The 18210-nt window shown below is 35.3% G+C and carries 11 protein-coding genes and 1 tRNA gene; 1 reads left to right on the top strand and 11 read right to left on the bottom strand.

The window, feature by feature from the left end:
- Positions 1-39 precede the first annotated feature (39 nt).
- From QYS48_RS10630 to QYS48_RS10680, 11 genes are all read right to left on the bottom strand, one after another.
- Positions 40-690 (bottom strand): AAA family ATPase, encoded by a 651-nt coding sequence (locus tag QYS48_RS10630; RefSeq protein ID WP_308355887.1) that lies wholly within the window; start codon positions 688-690, stop codon positions 40-42.
- A 234-nt stretch (positions 691-924) separates the two neighbouring features.
- A complete protein-coding gene (locus tag QYS48_RS10635) occupies positions 925-1809 on the bottom strand; it encodes a hypothetical protein (RefSeq protein WP_308355888.1) in 885 nt (294 codons plus the stop codon).
- Positions 1809-2078, bottom strand: coding sequence for a helix-turn-helix domain-containing protein (locus tag QYS48_RS10640; protein ID WP_085517220.1), 270 nt, complete (start codon positions 2076-2078; stop codon positions 1809-1811). The genes QYS48_RS10635 and QYS48_RS10640 overlap by 1 nt, the downstream gene beginning before the upstream one ends.
- A 137-nt stretch (positions 2079-2215) precedes the next feature.
- Positions 2216-3427 carry a hypothetical protein gene (locus QYS48_RS10645; RefSeq protein ID WP_085517218.1) on the bottom strand — a complete coding sequence of 404 codons (1212 nt, stop codon included), beginning with the start codon at positions 3425-3427 and terminating at the stop codon, positions 2216-2218.
- Positions 3428-3627: 200 nt separating this feature from the next.
- A complete protein-coding gene (locus QYS48_RS10650; protein WP_308355889.1) occupies positions 3628-4869 on the bottom strand; it encodes a site-specific integrase in 1242 nt (413 codons plus the stop codon).
- A gap of 273 nt (positions 4870-5142) precedes the next feature.
- A tRNA-Ile gene (locus tag QYS48_RS10655) sits at positions 5143-5216 on the bottom strand.
- 93 nt (positions 5217-5309) lie between these two features.
- Positions 5310-6188, bottom strand: a complete 879-nt coding sequence (locus tag QYS48_RS10660) for a sterol desaturase family protein (RefSeq protein ID WP_308355890.1) — start codon at positions 6186-6188, stop codon at positions 5310-5312.
- Between the two features lie 114 nt (positions 6189-6302).
- Positions 6303-7892, bottom strand: a complete 1590-nt coding sequence (locus tag QYS48_RS10665; protein WP_308355891.1) for an acyl-CoA carboxylase subunit beta — start codon at positions 7890-7892, stop codon at positions 6303-6305.
- A gap of 135 nt (positions 7893-8027) precedes the next feature.
- Positions 8028-10340: an OmpA family protein gene (locus QYS48_RS10670; RefSeq protein ID WP_308355892.1), complete on the bottom strand. Its 2313-nt coding sequence runs from the start codon at positions 10338-10340 to the stop codon at positions 8028-8030.
- Positions 10341-10502: 162 nt separating this feature from the next.
- On the bottom strand, positions 10503-11747 hold the full coding sequence (locus tag QYS48_RS10675) for a M48 family metallopeptidase (protein ID WP_308355893.1): 1245 nt from the start codon (positions 11745-11747) through the stop codon (positions 10503-10505).
- Positions 11748-11755: 8 nt separating this feature from the next.
- Complete coding sequence (locus QYS48_RS10680) at positions 11756-12799, bottom strand: type IX secretion system membrane protein PorP/SprF (protein WP_308355894.1); 1044 nt, start codon at positions 12797-12799, stop codon at positions 11756-11758.
- Positions 12800-13050: 251 nt separating this feature from the next.
- Between QYS48_RS10680 and QYS48_RS10685 the strand changes: the two genes are divergently transcribed.
- Entirely contained in the window at positions 13051-18201 is a 5151-nt protein-coding gene (locus QYS48_RS10685; protein WP_308355895.1) for a PKD domain-containing protein, read from the top strand.
- The last annotated feature ends 9 nt before the right edge of the window (positions 18202-18210 follow it).

Raw genomic sequence — 18210 nt, forward strand, 5'->3', positions numbered from 1 at the left:
GATGCTTTAAGGGAGTAGAGATATGTATATTGTGCAATGCTACATTCTTTTGTCTTTTGAATTAAACGAGATGAGATTAAACATTTCTCTCATTCGTGACCTTACTCTGTTTCCATAGAGATTCTCCAATTCATCAGGATTTAAGTTGGTTGTGGCATGTGTAATCATTCCTCTGGTGGTGAAAAGGCTGTAGCGGTTGAGCAGGATTTCGGCTATTGTGTTGGTTTCATTTCCAAAATGTTTGATGGTGGATTCTAGGCCTAGATCATCAAGACAAAGGGTGCGAGGCACCATTTGGTCTTGGTAGCGTTGGAAGTGGGCTTTTGAGTATTTGTTGATGATGGAAAAGCCATGGTCGAGAAATTCGTAAGAAATTTCTCTGGTTGATTTAACTGGATATTTGTGGACTGTGTGGAGGAAGTGGCGGAAGAGCATCATGAGTGTTGTTTTTCCACAGCCAACGGGACCAGTTAAAAGAAGTCCTTTTCTTTGGGAAAGCTTGTATTGCCCACAGAGCTTTTCGTCTTCGAAAAAGTAAGCAAGTATTTTGAAGATGATTTCATAGTCTGCTGGGTGGACTTTGAAATGATTTCCGAATTCTGACTGTCCTGCTTTATGCAGGAAGTCGATGCATTTTTCGAATTGGAATTTTTTGGAGGAGTAGTTTTTAGGTTGTTTAATATCATTCATTGCAATTAACTTCTGGATTTGCTATTAGTTGAATTCCGTTGCTTCATACTTTTTCTAGTCAAAAAGTAAGCAAAAGACATGTTAAAATGATGCTACTACCCGCAAGGCCAACTCTGGCCCGCCATTTTAACAGTCCTGCGCGCAGGTGGCATTGCATTCCATAGTTGACTATTTAGCTGACTTCTGTTTTTGAATATCTGAAGGCTCTGACCTCCTTCGCTGAAGCTTCGGAGGTCAAAGAGGAACATCATAGCTTTTGTCTTCATTATTGTGGAGTTTTCCAGCTGCGTTTTTTTCTTCCTGGATGTTGTTGAATTTCTTAAAATTCAAGAGCCAGTTTCGGACTGCTGCTTTCCAATCTTTCATGGGTGATTTTGAGCCTACTTTCCAGCCTTTGGCAGAATAGTAATTGAAAAATTTTTCAGCCTCCACAGGAGCGAAGCGAACCGGAATAGAATATTCTTCGGCTTGCTGTTCAAAGAAAGTTTTTAATTCTTCTTTTGATGGTGGTGTGTAACGCGAACCTTTTGGTGATGCGTTTTCGCCAGTATCCGAGACTGGAGCTGAAGCTCTTGAATTTGTGCTGCTTTTAGTTTTTCCTTTTTTTTCCTTTTCTGAATTTTTATTTTTTTCATATATATATTGTTTATTGTTTATATAGTTTGTATTGTTTAATGAAGGGTGCACTACTTGCCCACTACTAGGCTCAGTACTAGGCCTACTACTTGACCCAATACTAGGCTCACTTTTGCACCTCTTATTTTGGGTAAGTGGTGCAGTACTAGGATCACTACTTGTCCCTAAATTGCACATGTTAACCAAGCTACCTCGCACCGGATTTTTCGATGGTTTGTACTCAATAAATCCCATCTTTTCCAGATCTCTTATGCACTTTAAATAGGTGCGTTTCGAGCCTATTTTTGACACTTCCATTACTTGATTTCTGTTGATTGAAATGGGATTATTGAAGTGATTCAAATTCCACATTGTGAAAAGTCCAAAATACAGGCTTACATGAGTAGGATTTATGTCATCTGTCTCCTGAATTTTGTCGATTGCTAGGAGGAACTGGTGAATGAAATTCACCGGTTCCTTTACTGAGTTTTCTTGAGTATTCATCAGCTTATTTTGTTTTGTTCCAAAATGCTGTGAATGTCCTGAGAATCGTAGTATAAAACCCCGCCCATTTTAGTGAAAGGCAAAGTGCCGTTTACCCTGAGATTTTGAAGTGTTCCTGGACTAATGCCCAGGAGTTTTCTAACCTCATCTGATTTCAGCCATTTTTTGGTTGAAACTCCTTTTTGCTCCGAAAGGAGCTTTTTGAATTCGTCCACGAGTTCGAGTTTGAATTCGCGTAAGTCGTCTGTTGTGATAACTTCTGCTGCCATAAATTTTAGTTGTTTTTGTTGTCATGGCAAAGCTGCAAAAAGGAGGAATGCGAAAACAGTTGCAAAGGGGTTGTGCAACCCCCTGCAACCCCCTTCAATTTGCTTGAAATAGCGATTTTGGTCGAAAAAAATTTAAATTAATTTAAAGATTTATCTTTTTCGGCTTTTTCTACCAGGGTTTCCATTATTTCCTGAACATTTTCAATGGTGGTATTTTCAGGAGAATAGATTTTGTTTCTTAAGCTTTTGAGTGAGATATCTTTTTGACTACTAGTAGAGAAATTATTAGAAATGAACTCTACTAACTTCGAGGTATTTTCAGGAGCAATAATGTTTGAGTTTGCTAATAATTTCATTAAATAAGCTAATTGACCTACGGATAATTTGCTATAAATCTTGGTGTTTGATACTGGCCTGTTGATCAATGTGTGGTGATGGTTAAATTTAATTGCCAATTGCTTCCTTTCTTTGAAAAAGAATATCTCTTCATTGACCCAATTTATTAGGCTTGCTTTTAGACTTTCTACACCCTGGTTGAATTCGAAATCAGGTTTCACTTGTGATTGATTGATGAGCTTTTTGAACAGCTGCAGAAGCAATAATTGCTCTCTATAAGTAGATTTAGATTGATAGTTTTTCTTTATCCTGAGGCTGATATAGTTGTAAATTGCAAATACATTAAAATTCAAGTAGAGTAAGTTTGAAATAAATTGCTTCTCAAGCCGAATGCCTTTTAAATCTCTTGAAAGAATCGTTTCAATTTCCTCGAGGAAGGTTTTGCAATAAATGAGTTTTCTGTAGGAAGCATTTTTTGGATTGTCAATAAATGTATTGATATGATGATTGATAATCTTAAGGAGCGAGGAATCAATTTTCTTTAGCTTACCTAATTCTTTAACTCTTACTAGTTGATTCCTCAATTGATTCTGCGAATTGATAAAATAGGATGTGGGAATTTGACTATCCTGGCTAAAGTATTTGGTAAAGTGTTTTTCAATGAAAGTCAATAATGCTGTGATACAATCAATAAGTATTAAACCCAGTTGAGAAAGGTAATCTCCATCTTTTAACTGAAGCTCATATTCGATCGATAGGTAACCGACTTGCTGTGAGATATGATTGGAAATTAGGATTAGCTTTTGTTGATAAAGCTGTATTTGACGCTCGATGATCTTATCTTCAATTTCACTGAAGGCTAACATCATAAAGGATTGTTTAATCCTCTCTTCTTCTCTCTCAAGGTCTTCGGCCCATATTCTAAATTCTTCTTCTTTTAGAGGCGGTCTATTGTTTTTTGAATTAAAATATTCATTTACGATATAGTCAAATAACTGTAATTCATACTTCACTTTTCACTAAGGTTTGAGTTTGTAATAATTTTGGTTCAAAAGTGGGGAGCATTGGTTCTATTTTGACTGAAATATTGGTTCGTTTATAATTGTTTATTACTATATCAATATTCATAAATATACTACAGTAGTTAAACAACAATAAAACAAACTAATTAATATTATATTTATTGTTCCTTCAAATCAAAAAAAAAGGCAGATTAATCTGCCTTTTTTACTAATTCGTTGGTGCTAAGCCTTTTCTTAAGTGCTGCCATATCAGTACCAATTTTATTCTCTACTACTTTGGCATAAATCTGAGTGGTGGCCAGTTTTGTATGTCCAAGCATCTTGCTGACGGTTTCAATAGGAACGCCATTGGTTAGTGTAACAGTTGTAGCGAAAGTATGACGCGCTATATGGAATGTTAGCTTTTTCTTGATTTCGCAGATGTCGGCAATTTCCTTTAAGTAAGCATTTGTTTTTTGGTTGGAGAACACTGGTAAAAGTTGATTATCAAACACTCTTGGGTGATTCTTATATTTCTCGATTATCTGTTCTGCTTTTGGCAATAGCATTACTGAAAATGAAGTATTCGTTTTGATACGCTTTAAATGAATCCATTTTTCGCCATCCATACCCACTGTAATATCATCTGCAGACAGGTGGTACAAATCGACATAAGACAAGCCAGTGTAGCAACTGAAAATGAAAATATCCCTTACCATGTCTAATCGGTTTAGCGAAAATTCTTTTTCTTCTATGGCCGTCAATTCATTAGCATCCAGAAAATCTCTTTCAACTTTGTCAAAGTGAGTTTGGTAACTGGTGAATGGATTCTTTTCAATCCAATCTAGCCGTTGAGCCAGTTTCAATAATTTACGAAACCTAATCATATGCTTCATTACACCATTATTATTCATTGGCTTTTGATGGTCTTTTGGCTCCCAATTGCGTAGAAAATCTTCAAAATCGATTATGAATTTGTAATCTATCTTTTTTAATGGGATATCTGAAAGCTTGAATTTTGCTTTTAGGAAGCGTTCAAAATATCTTTCTGTTACCTGATAATGCTTTAGTGTGCCCCATTTCAATCTGTTGTTAGAGCTTTCAAAATGATATTTTGATAAGTAAAGGAGAGTTATTTGGTTCTCTTGCTCATTAATATTGAATACTGCATTCCTGATTATTTCCGCTGAAATGGATTCATCTTCAACGACTAATTGCTCAAATATTTGAAAGGCTTTATTGTAAATTTTATCTAGGTAGCGGTTAAGTTTTGTTACTTCCTGAGAAGTTCCGGAAACTCTTTGTCGCTTATTCCACTTTTCAATCAGAACTTTTCTTTTTAAAGAGGTGTCACAATTTTTTCCATTTTGAGAAATACGCATATAAATTGGTGCTTCACCATTTTTTGCTTTGTACTTCTTGAGTATAAATTTTACTGAAAATGAGTTGCTCATAATACTTAATAGTTGAATTAAACATTACAGTTTTGAGCAACAAAAGGGGCACAACAGATGACGACAACAACACAAATTAGAGTAGTAAAAATGCTATAAAAGTGCCTTTAAACCACTTATAACTAATTTGTGCCCCAATTTAGTAATTTTTTAAAAGGGCACAAATAGGGCACATTTTATTTGATATGAATTGGTTTTATCTGAATGAAATAAAACAAAAAAGCCCTAAATCATAAGATTTAAGGCTTTTTGTGTTCAGATAAATTCTGAAAGTGGGCCCACCTGGGCTCGAACCAGGGACCCCTTGATTATGAGTCAAGTGCTCTAACCAGCTGAGCTATAGGCCCTAAAAACTAGAGTTTTGAAACTCTCTGTTTTTCGGATTGCAATGTTACGGAATTGCAGGTAATTGCGCAATAGATATCGAAGGAATTAATCAATTATTTTGAATTTTCTTTATGAGGTTTAAGCCCATAGATTAATTGATCTTTTAAATTTTCAGGAAATTTATCCATACCATCAAAACCTAATGGCTCATCTCTTCCTTCTTTTGGTATGTAATGAGTTCCAAAAATATAATCCCATATACTTAATGAAATCCCGAAATTCACTCCAGTTTTTGATGGTATATGCTTAGCATGATGCCATATATGCATTTGCGGATTATTGAATATATACTTTAAAGGACCTAATGGAACTTTTATGTTTGAATGATTAAAGTGTCCGATTGCCAATGCAAATAAATGAACCAATAGAAATTCTTGTATTCCGAAACCAATCATGGCTAGTGGAATATATTCAATGGTTCTATACACTATAGTTTCCATCCAATGGAACCTTAAATGAGCTGCAAATCCCATTTGTTCAACCGAATGATGGACCTTGTGGAATTCCCATAATGCAGGCACAGCATGCAGTAATCTATGCACGTTCCAATGAATAAAATCTCGAACTAAAAATAAGGTAAGTAATTGAGCCCATACTGGCCAGGTATTGATTTCAATGGCTACCAAATTTTCGATTCCAAACAAAGCTAAGAAATCATTAAATAACTCAACGAATACATTTGAAACTGCATAATATCCCACTAAAGAGAATAGAAAAAAGTTGAAGAACATATAAAAAGCATCCAACCAGAAGTCTTTTCTAATTTTAGGTTGGTTTTTCCTCCAAGGCATGATTAATTCTAATGCATAGAAGAATAGCGATATTCCGATCAGCCAGTATAAATAATTACCCCAATGTGGATTAATTACTTCATTTCCAACATATCTCGCGTAGTCTTTAAATGAAGTGATGAAGATATCAATGTATTCCATTATATAAATTTTCAAACTATAACGAATATAGAAATAAAGCAGTTCGATTAAATGTAACCAAAGTTACATATAACTTTTTAACTCAATAAAAAAGCCTCCATTTGGAGGCTTAAATTATAATGGAATATTTCCGTGTTTCTTTTTAGGCAGTGTATCTACTTTGTTTTCCAACATTGAGAAAGCTTTGATTAGTTTCTTTCTTGTGTCAGATGGTAATATCACCTCATCCACATAACCTCTGTGTGCTGCTCTGTAAGGATTAGCAAACTTTTCGGTATATTCTTGTACTTTTTCATCTAATTTAGCTTCAGGATCATCTGCTGCTGCAATTTCTTTTCTGAAAATGATTTCTGATGCACCTTTAGCACCCATTACGGCAATTTCAGCAGTTGGCCATGCGTAATTCATATCCGCACCTATATGCTTAGAATTCATTACATCATAGGCGCCACCATACGCTTTACGCGTAATAACGGTTACTCTTGGAACAGTAGCTTCACTGAAAGCATATAGCAGTTTTGCACCATTCGAAATAATTCCATTCCATTCTTGATCTGTTCCTGGTAAGAAACCTGGTACATCTTCAAATACTAATAAAGGAATGTTAAAGCTGTCACAGAAACGAACGAATCGGGCAGCTTTTTTACTAGCATCATTATCCAATACTCCAGCTAGTGATGCAGGTTGATTTCCAACTATACCAATGCTTCTTCCTGCTAAGTGAGCAAAACCAACTACTATATTCTCAGCATAGTTTTTATGAACTTCAAAGAAACTATTTTCATCTACAGTTTCTTCAATCACTTCCCTCATATCATAAGGCTGATTAGGATTGTCAGGAACTATCTCATTTAATCCTTTTCTTGTTTCATCCTCTTTTAATTCATAAGGAACCGAAGGAACAGGATCTTCACAATTCTGAGGAACATAGCTCAATAATGTTTTAATATTATTGATGCATTCTAATTCATTAGCACAAGAGAAATGTGTTACACCGCTCTCAGTACTATGCGTACTTGCCCCACCAAGCTCTTCTGAAGTTACGTTTTCCTGAGTTACTGTCTTTACAACATTTGGCCCAGTCACAAACATATAACTTGTATTTTCAACCATCATAATGAAATCTGTCATGGCAGGAGAGTATACCGCTCCACCAGCGCATGGCCCCATTATAGCTGATATTTGTGGTACAACCCCAGATGCTCTAACGTTTCTGTAAAAGATATCAGCATACCCCCCTAAAGAAACGACCCCTTCTTGGATTCTAGCTCCACCAGAATCATTCAAGCCAATTACTGGAGCCCCATTTTTCATAGCCATCTCCATGATTTTCACTATTTTTTCTGCATGGGTTTCAGATAGTGAGCCACCAAATACAGTAAAATCTTGGCTGAATACATAGGTTAATCTACCATTTACAGTTCCATAGCCTGTTACTACACCATCACCTGGATAATGTTGTTTATCCAATCCAAAGTCTTTGCAACGATGCATCACGAACTTGCCAATTTCCTCAAAAGAACCTTCATCCATTAAAAGATCAATTCTTTCTCTGGCCGTAAGTTTGCCTTTTTTATGTTGAGCTTCTATTCGATCTTCACCACCACCTTTTAGTGCAGCAGCATTTTTTTCTTTTAATAGCTCGTTTTTTTCCTTATTGGTAGGTTTAGTATAAACAGCTTTTTGTATGTCGTTTTTTGCCATAGTATGATCAACTTATATTCCTTCAAAGATAGAATGTGTTGAACGAAAAACGAATTTTTTAGCCTCAAACTATGAATATTAAGCATAAAAAAAGGCTATCTGTTTGGATAGCCTTTGAACTTTTGATTCAATTAATTACCTGTCAACATTATTAAGATCAATTATTTGAACTTCTACACGTCTGTTTTCAGCTGGATTTTTAGTGTCTGATTTAGTAGAGCCGTATCCTTTTGCAATAATTCTTCTCCTAACAACTCCTTTGTAGTTGAAGAAATTTACTACTTCAATAGCTCTTTTATTCGATAATTTCCTATTTAATTCGGGGTCTCCTTCAGCTGAAGCATATCCTGAAATTTGAATCCCCAGCGCATCATGCTTCTGTAATTGCTCATAAATCTCTTGTAATTGAGAATTGTATTTATCTGCAAACTTTGCTTCCCCTACATCAAAATAGATTTTGTAAACAGGCTCAAGTAAAGATTTGTCGTATGTGATTTCAGCTTTCTGTGCTTTTTCCTTCTTTTGTTGCTCAGCTTCTTCCGTTACATACATTGTCGGCAGAGAGTAAATAGTCTCACCTTCAACCACTCTACTTTTTAAGGTAGTAGTATCACTTTCATCATAATAATAGGTTCTACTAGCGATTTCCATTTCATCTTCATTCGCGCTGAAATCAACATCCTCAATTGGATTTACTGAGTACATTAAATCCATCATATAATTAAAAGCTGCAGTATCTTCAGCGGCAATTATCGCATCCATCATATCGTAAACATCCAAACTATCACTTTGTACTAACATAGCCTCATTTGCCTGTCTAGGAGAGTACGTCCCTTCTTGCTTGGTATCGTAAAATGCATTGTTAACTGAAACTTCTTGTCCTACCACTACATCAAACTGCTTTATAAGCTTTAGATTAATTTTCTGATAAAGCTCATAGAAATAAGTCTGGTTAGGTACATTGATGTTTAATGTGTAAGGAAGATAACCTTCTGATTCAATTATCAAGTCATAATTTTTACCTGGGGGTAATATGATTAGATAATTACCTGTATTAGGATCTGGATCGTACACATAATCTACTTTAGTATTATTTTCATTATCAATTAGTTTGATTTTAGTAGGAACGGGTTGTTCATCCTCACCTGCAGTAATTTTACCTTTTAGCATGGTAAGAGGGATATTGGCATATTTTTCAGGCATATCAAAAATGTAGATGTCCTGTCCTCCATAGCCACCCTGTCTATCAGATGAGAAATATCCTTTACTTCCATCTGCTGATAAGGTAAAGTAATTATCATTTAACGGAGTGTTAATTGGATATCCCATATTTTGGGGTGAAGTCCATTTTCCACCCACAAGGTTAGTTCTAAAAATATCTCTTCCTCCCATGGAATTTATACCATTAGAAGTGTAATACAAAGTCTTCATATCAGGGTGAATGAAAGGAGCATCTTCGTCATATTTACTGTTCACTTCTGCACCTAAGTTTTTTACATTTCCCCATTTTCCGTTTCCTAAGCTTTCAGCTACCCAAATATCCATTCCACCATAACCACCTGGCCTGTTACTCGCAAAATAGATTTTCTTTCCATCAGGTGTGATTGAACCAGTACTTTCTAAATCACGAGAATTTAATCCTTCAATAGCTGATGGCTGACTCCATCCATCAGCTTCTTTTCTCATGATATAAAGGTTTCCAGTGTTTCCTGATCCAATAAAAACTAGCATTTGTTGGCCATCAGGTGAGATACCAGCAGTACCCACGTTTTCGTCAGTTCTGATGTCAATTTTTTGAGGCTCACCCCAGTCGCCTGAGCTTTTGTAAGTGATATATACATCTTCAGATGATCTTCCAGTTCTTTGGTTGGGTCTTAATGAGGTGAATGCCATTACCGACTGATCTGCAGAAACCACTGGATTATATTCAGTGAATTCTGAGTTGATAGGAGGAGCCATTCTTTGAATATTAATATCTTTTTTCTGGCTTAATAATCGTTTAGCATTTTCAACTTTCGCGATCTCTAACTCTACATCCGCTCTTTCTTTTCTTTGGGAATCACTTAAGCTATTTAAATATTGGTTGTAATATTTAGTCGCTTTTTCCAATTCCAAAGATTTATGGAATGCTTGTCCCATATAGTAGTAAGCATCTTGGGGTAGATCAGAAAAGCTGCCTTGCATTTCCAATTTTGAAAAAATAGGTGCAGCTTTTAATTGGTCGGTTGCATTTGGCATCATTAAATATGATACTCCTAACATATAATTAACATAGGGCTCGTTTGCACCTAGTTCTACGGCTTCAGCTAATGATTTAACTGTTCCTTCGTAATTCTTTATTTTAAAAAGATTTTCACCCCTATAGATTAAGCCATCTATTTTATCCTGTTGAGCAAAAACCATAGTAGAGATGCTTAAACAGAATAATACAATAAGTGATTTTTTCATAATAATTTGCTTTTAATTAATTATAAGCTTGTTGATAGCTTTAATAACACTACAAAATAATATTATATTTCGTCAATTTGTTTAAGAAATATAATCATTTAAAGCGGTATTAGTACTCTTATGGCATAAAGATAATTTTTTTCTTTAAAAATATAACAATCTTTATTTGAGCTTATCGATAGCTTTTAGCCTTTCTAAGAGCGGGGGATGTGAGTAATGAAAGAATACATACAACTTATGTGGTTTTAAATTGCTCAAACTGTCCACAGAGAGCTTTTTAAGAGCATTTTGCAAAGCATTACCATTGTAAGTAATGGTCGCAAATTCATCAGCTTGATATTCATGTTTTCGACTAATAAAGTTTGAAAACAATGATAAAATCAAGCTAATAGGTGTATATATAATTCCAAATGCAATAAAATTAACAGGGAAGCTTAGCTGAGCCGCACCCAGTGCTTTACTCAATTCAGGGTTGAATATCATAAATGACATGATAAATAGCATAGCACCGGTTTGAAGAATACCACTGAACAGGCCTGAAATTGTATGTTTCTTTTTGTAGTGACCTACTTCATGAGCTAAAATGGCAACTAACTCCTCTTCGGTATTCTTTTCTAATAAAGTGTCAAAGAGTACAATTTTCTTCCTTTTACCAAAACCTGAGAAAAAGGCATTAGCTTTTGCGGATCTTTTAGAGCCATCCATTACATAAATATTTTGAATAGGGAATTCTACAGATTTACCATATGACATTATCTTCTCGCGTAAACTTCCATCTTCTAAAGGCACTAACTTATTGAAAAGAGGCAATATCCAGCTAGTGTAAAAAAAATTAGCACCAATCATAAATATTGCTATCACAATCCAAAAAATCCACCAAAAAGATTGGCCTATCCAGGTAATCAGAAATACTAAAATAGACAATAGGATTCCTCCAATTATTGCTGTTAAAACGTATGATTTGATTTTATCCTTCCAAAATATGGTGGATGTCATTTTATTAAAACCAAATCTTTCCTCAATCTTAAATGTAGAATACCATTGCCAAGGAATATTCCATATATCGTTTACAATAAAAATAATTCCGAAGAAGCCTAATGTTTGGGTGATAACAGAATTAAAATGAACTCTTACGTAAGTATCTAATTCTCCAAATAGACCAAACAGTAATACAATCAGCATGATTACCAAACTAGATAATCCGCTCCACAAACCGAATTTAGTGTTTACTCTTTGGTATTTAACTGCTTCTGAATATTTCTCTTGATTGAAAAAACCTTGTAAATCCTCTGGTAGTTTTGAATTAGCTCTTTTGAAGTTTAGTAAGTCTACTAAAGTATTAAGTGCATAGTCAATAACTACCACCATTAAAATGATCGCAAAAAATTGATCTGAAGTTAAAATCATAAATTATTTTAAAATTTAGGGCACGGAATCACAAGTTTGTCGGCAGGTGGTCTGCGTGGATCCCTTAATGATAGTACATAAGATATTGAAATCTCATGGGCTCCGCCACTTCTGATTCCCAAGTCTGATAGAGTGTAATCAAAGCTGTAACCCACTGCAAGTTTTTGGTAAGAATATCCTACTAAAAGGACTAAAGATTCCGAAGAAGAGAATCCGTTTGGAGTATTGAAAGGAATACCTCTATACCAAAGTCCTACCACCATAGGTTCTAATGTACTGTAAAGACCTAAATCAGCTTGCTGAAAACCTCCTTGCATTTTATATTGAGCAGTGGGCGTTATACTTCTTTCATCTCCATTTCTACTAAAACCTTTTCGGTAACCTGTGTTGATAGGTATTTTGTACCCAGCATGGAATGAATGTTTCATCGGAAGTATACTTTCTTCACCTAAAATAGATTGATTAGGCTGATTTAGATGAAAAACCGAGTATCCGAACCAGAAATTGTCAGAATATAGTACACCTCCGAATGATAGATCGAGAAAGGTTTTACTTTGACCTGTTGCAACTTCCCCAGTTGGGTTTTGAAAACTTTGAGTTTCAGGATCCCATTGATCGCCAAATGTAAGTTCAGCAAAATTTAAATTTCTATTGTATACACCAATTTGAGCACCAGGCCTAAAAGTTAATTTTTCTGATAATCTTAATTGATAGGCATATTGAGCACCAACGGAGGTTGATCTTAAACCCACCAATCCTTCTTCATCTCTAGTCACAATTAAACCTACACCACTTTTTAATCTATCAAAATAATGATCGAAATAGGCTGAATAGGTTACAAAGTTTGCATTAATACTTGGCCACTGATTTCTGTAATTGATACCAGCACGACTCATTTGAGTATTTCCTGCAAAAGCAGGATTTAAATATAAGGGTGCCGCATAAAATTGTGAAAATTGCGGATCTTGGGCCTTTGCAATTTCTGGCCTTAGAAAAAAGGCAGCCAAGATGATTGAAATCAGTAAACTATTTCTTATAAAACTCTCTAGCACAACACAAATTTAAAATTCAAAAATCATCGAAATATATAAAATAAGTCAGAAAAGGGGACGCACCTAATTAAAAAAAATATAAAAATTACTTAAAAAACTGAAAATGATTAAATTGTTCACTTCTTTATCTATTATTTTATAAATTTCGACTTGGTACATTTAACGTCTGTAAATCGAAAAACATATTTTAAAATAAAGAAAATTTATTTCGATTGTTTTTCGTTAGTAATCAGTTGACAATTCCCGAATATATGAATAATAAAATACTTAAATCTATTTTTCTTGTCTTTTTACTTAGTGTAAAAGTAGCTTTGGCTCAAAATTTCTCAGAAACATTCTGGTATTTTGGCGATAATAATAATGCTGTAAGATTTGATAGAAATAATGCCCGTCAATCTTTTTTAATTGATGATCAAGCTACTCCTTTCGGGAATTCTGGAGCGGCTGTTGCAACCAATGCGATTGATGGTCAATTATTATTCTACACAGATGGAGATTTAATTTACGGGAAAGATCATAATGCTATACCGGGTGGGACAGCAATAGGTGGGGATAATACTTTGCGTCATCCAGTGGCGATTTCTCCATCACCAAATGCTAATAGCGACATATATTATGTGTACATTATTAATGATGTAGGAGAATTACAATACCTTAGCGTAGACATGTCTTTAGGTACTTATGGTGAAGTTACTGCTTCAGCTCAAGGAACAGGTTTCGCTAATCTGAGCGACTTTATCAATTCTTATAAATTTGGAGATAATTATTTCCTCATCTTTCAGTCTGGTAACAGTTTAGAACTAGCACAGGTTCAAGCAGATGGGACATTAGCTTCTGTTGCAAGTCATAACTTCTCCATTAGTTTTAGCTTAAATGGATTATCCTTTCGACCCAATTCTGGTACTAATCCACAATTAGCACTTTCCTCTGATAACGTAAGTGGAACTCCAAAAAATATTGTATTACTAGATTTAGACCTTTCGGATCCTTTAAATCCTTTATTTCAAAATGAAAATTCATTAACTAATACTGGGGCAGTAAATCAAACTATTTCAGATGTTGAATGGTCAATAGGGGGAACAAACTTATATTATGCTAGAAATAATTCTAGTGGGCAAGCCAGCTTGATTCAAGTGAATTTAGATAGTGCATCTTCAGAAAATGTATTAAATAGATCTGTAGCTACCGTTAATTCCATACAGAACGGCCCTGATGGAAATATGTATTTCCTTTACAATAATGGAGCAGAGAGTTATTTAAGTAGAATATTAAGAGCAGATTCAATTCCTGATTCTTTGAGAATTGAATGGGATTTGTTTAGTGTAACATCTTATGGACAAGCTAATAGTTTTCCAAATATAGCACCTCCTGCAATAGTGGATGGTGCCGTAAGTTTTGACTGGTATACTTCCCAGTTAAACACGAGTATATGTCAAAATAACCCCGTTTCCTTTTTTGCTGATTATGGAGATTTTGATGATGTAACTTCTTTAAACTGGGATTTTGGAAATGGACAATCATCCAATGCAATAAGCCCTAATGTGATTTTTGATCAGCCGGGTAATTATAATGTTACCTTAACGGTAAATGTAGGAGGAAATATTTTTATTGATTCTTCTCAAGTAACAGTAGAACAGTTTAACTCTCAAGTTCAGCTCCAGGATACTACTGTTTGTGAATTACCTCTTGAAAATTATGGACCAACATTGTCAGATGGTTCTCAACCCGATAATGTCGTTTGGATCAATGCTGACACAACTAAGTTTACCGATAATGGTGATGGAACGGCTACTTTCGATTCTTCTGGAGTTTATACCGCAGCCGTTACTGTTGGAAACTGCACCGTTACAGCTAGCTTTACCTTGACTTTATTTGAAGAGCAAAAGCAGGTTGCTAATTTTTGGTATTTTGGGGAAGGTGCAGGAATAGATTTTAGTGGCGATGGGGGACCAGTTGCTGTTACTGACGGAAATATTCAAGCAGAGGAAGGGTGTACAACCGTTTCTGATGATAATGGTGATTTATTATTCTATACCAATGGGGAGACTATTTGGGACTCTCAACACAATGTGATGGCGAATGGAACCGATCTGGGTGGAGATCCCGCTGCTTCACAGGGAGTGGTTGCAGTAACGCATGGTTCTGATCCTTCATTATATTATTTATTCTTGAATGAAGATGCAAGTACTGGTAGTAACATCTTCTCCTATGCTTTAATAGATATGAAACTTAATAATGGATTAGGAGATGTTGTATTGAAAGGGAGAAAAATCTATAGTAGGAGTACTGAAAAAGTGGCTGCTCAAGGGGTTCAAAATACGAACGTGTTAACTCATGAGCTTGGAAGTAATAGCTTCAGATATTACCCAGTTAATGATCAAGGAATAAATGCAGCTGAATTTATATCCGAAGGAAGCAACTATTTTTCGAATTCTTCAGCAAACGGATATTTAAAGTACGCAGCTGGTGGAGATAAAATTGCACAAGCCTACAATTCTGGTGGTGCTTTTATAGATTACATCAGGCGCGATAGTGTGAATGGATGGGAAGAAGCTTTGATTGATGTTAATTTTGGTGGAACAGTTTATGGAATTGAATTTTCTCCTAGCAGTAACTTATTGTATGCAACTATTAATGATGGAGCTAATTCAATGTTATTGCAAATTCCGGTAGATGATGATTATTCAATTGATGATATTCAAAATCCAGATAGTGTGACAGTTGCTGACTTAGGATTTGAAGCAGGAGCATTGCAAACTGGACCAAATGGCCAAATATACATAGCAGCCAATAATAGTCCTGATGTTTATACAATTGGAGCCCCAGACCAACGATATGATCCAGCTGATGGAGCTAATCTGGCATCAAGTTTACAGCCATTTAATTTAGCGGGTAGAACAAGTAGATTAGGCTTGCCTAATTTTGTTCAGAATTTATCCACCCCAAGTCAAGAACCTTCGATAGCAGTGATAGCTTCATGTACATCAGATCAAATTATTTTGCAAGGAAATGGAACTACTAATTTTGACCAATTTAATTGGACTATTACACCGATTGGAAGTACAAATAGTGTCTATACATCGAATAGCCAGAATGATACTTTAGATATCCAATTAGATCCAGGACAATATGAAGCTTCATTAAGAATTACCAATGAATGTGGATATGATAATCTTCTAGTCGAAAATTTTGAATTATATCCAAGCCCTGATGTTAGTAATGTTTCCAATACTAGAACTTTCTGCGGTACTACTTTAACACTAGGAGATGATATAGTAGATGAACCAGGACATACTTACGTGTGGAATACTGGAGATACTACTCAAACAATTGATGTAACTGAAACAGGAAATTATTCTGTTACGATTACTTCTGTAAATGGCTGTATCTCAACAGCTGATATATTTGTAGGTCCGCCATATGAAGTAGACCTCGGAGGTGATCGAATAGTTTGTCAAGATGCAAGTTTAAGATTAAATGCGGGTGGAAGCGCATCAACTTACAGATGGTTTGTTGATGATGTGCAACAAACAGCTAGCGGACAGAATTTTGATGTTAACACCTCTACTCCAGGTACTTTTATGATTAGGGTAGAAATTCCAGACCCAATTGATCCTAATTGTTTTGCTTCCGATGAAATTGAAGTGATTGTAAACGAAAATCCTATAATTACGATTGACAATACAGCTGAACCTTCATGTGGAGTTAATGACGGTTCAATTTCAATATCTCTGAGTGGAGGCTCTGGAGATTATACAATCAACTGGAATGGACCAACTACTGTTAATGCCGGAACAACAAATGCTACAGCACTTGGGGCGGGCAGTTACAATGTGACAGTTATAGATAACCTTACTAATTGTAGTACCACTGAAACTGTGAGTTTAAGTAATGCTACATTTACTGCATCGGCTGTACAAATTGCCTCATCTTGTGATCCTAATTTACAGGAAGTTGAAATTACATTAAATGCGAGTGGCGATATTTTGAGGCCCGCATTTCAATGGGAAATATTAGATCAAACAAGATCTATTATTGCAAGTAGTGTTACGAATGATTCAATATTTATAGTAGATAGTTTAAATGAAGGATCGTACAGTATTGAGGTAACTGATGCCAATGGATGTTTGGCAAGTTCGTCATTTACCTTAAATCCAGCCCAGCAAATAAATTTAAATCCTGATGATAATGTATTTGGTTGTGGTTCAAATTATGATTTGCTATCATATCTTCAAGGACTTGCTTCCCATACAAATGATATTGTCTATTCAGTAACTCCAAATATTGATTTATCCAGTGCTACAGCGGGTATTTATTCAATTATTGCAACCGACACTACTGGAGTTCTATGTGCTGATACTGCAACTATTAATTTACAAATAAGTCCTCAAGCAAATATTTTAGATATAGAAAATACAATAAATTGTAGTGGAGGTAGAGACCTAACTGTAATTTTAGATGGTCAAGATCCGAATAACTTCACCTTTAATTGGAGTAATGGGGCTCAAGGACAGAGTATTACAGTAAATCAAGCTGGAACTTATACGGTTACTGTTGCACCTAATGGGAATATTTCTTGTGCTGCACAATCATCAGTTGATGTAGCTGAAAATTTTGAGCCATTAAATGCAAGTCTTGAAACACAAGTGAATTGTGAAGATGGAACGATTATAGCAACTGCTATTGCAAGCGGAGCAAGTGGAAATTACAATGTAGTTTTAACAAATTCAGATGGCACACAAATCCCTACTATTGATAACTCTCAAGCTGCATTAGAATGGGAGATTATTGAAACAGATACTTATACCTTAACTGTTTCAGATACAGGGCCAGGTGGTTGTGATCCAATTATCATTACCAGAGATTTAACGGTTCAAGAGATATTCCAACCTCAAATTGAAGAAACTTATTATATCTGTTCTACGGGTATTGAATCTGTAAGATCAGTGGTTTTAGATCCAGGTTCATTCGGAAGTTATACTTGGACTCTTCCAAATGGAAATACTTCTACGAACAGGACAGTAATAGCTAATGAGCCAGGTGAATATAGAGCAGTTCTTACTGCTGCTGGTTGTGAATATAATATCTCAACCACAGTTTTAGAAGATTGCCAACCACAAGTTTTTGCGCCAACTGCGATTCGTCCTGGTAGTTCAATTGCAGAAAATAGAATCTTCAAGGTTTTTGCAAATGATTACGTAGGGGATTTCCAAATCATCATTTTTAATAGATGGGGAACCATTGTATTTCAATCGAATGATAAGGGGTTCGAATGGGATGCTACTGACTTGAATGGTGTACAAGTTCCACAAGGCTTATATGCTTATGTGATCAATTACAAAGGAACGGAAGAAAATAGTAGAACTTACGAGCAAAGAGGTGGGGTAAATGTAGTCAGATAGTAAACTGAC

The organism is Marivirga arenosa (assembly GCF_030503895.2).
In the GTDB taxonomy this organism is placed as follows: domain Bacteria; phylum Bacteroidota; class Bacteroidia; order Cytophagales; family Cyclobacteriaceae; genus Marivirga; species Marivirga arenosa.

Coding starts and splice junctions, on each gene's coding strand:
- QYS48_RS10635 (WP_308355888.1), bottom strand. CDS start 1,809: ATGAATACTCAAGAAAACTCAGTAAAGGAACCGGTGAATTTCATTCAC.
- QYS48_RS10630 (WP_308355887.1), bottom strand. CDS start 690: ATGAATGATATTAAACAACCTAAAAACTACTCCTCCAAAAAATTCCAA.
- QYS48_RS10675 (WP_308355893.1), bottom strand. CDS start 11,747: ATGATTTTAACTTCAGATCAATTTTTTGCGATCATTTTAATGGTGGTA.
- QYS48_RS10650 (WP_308355889.1), bottom strand. CDS start 4,869: ATGAGCAACTCATTTTCAGTAAAATTTATACTCAAGAAGTACAAAGCA.
- QYS48_RS10660 (WP_308355890.1), bottom strand. CDS start 6,188: ATGGAATACATTGATATCTTCATCACTTCATTTAAAGACTACGCGAGA.
- QYS48_RS10685 (WP_308355895.1), top strand. CDS start 13,051: ATGAATAATAAAATACTTAAATCTATTTTTCTTGTCTTTTTACTTAGT.
- QYS48_RS10670 (WP_308355892.1), bottom strand. CDS start 10,340: ATGAAAAAATCACTTATTGTATTATTCTGTTTAAGCATCTCTACTATG.
- QYS48_RS10640 (WP_085517220.1), bottom strand. CDS start 2,078: ATGGCAGCAGAAGTTATCACAACAGACGACTTACGCGAATTCAAACTC.
- QYS48_RS10665 (WP_308355891.1), bottom strand. CDS start 7,892: ATGGCAAAAAACGACATACAAAAAGCTGTTTATACTAAACCTACCAAT.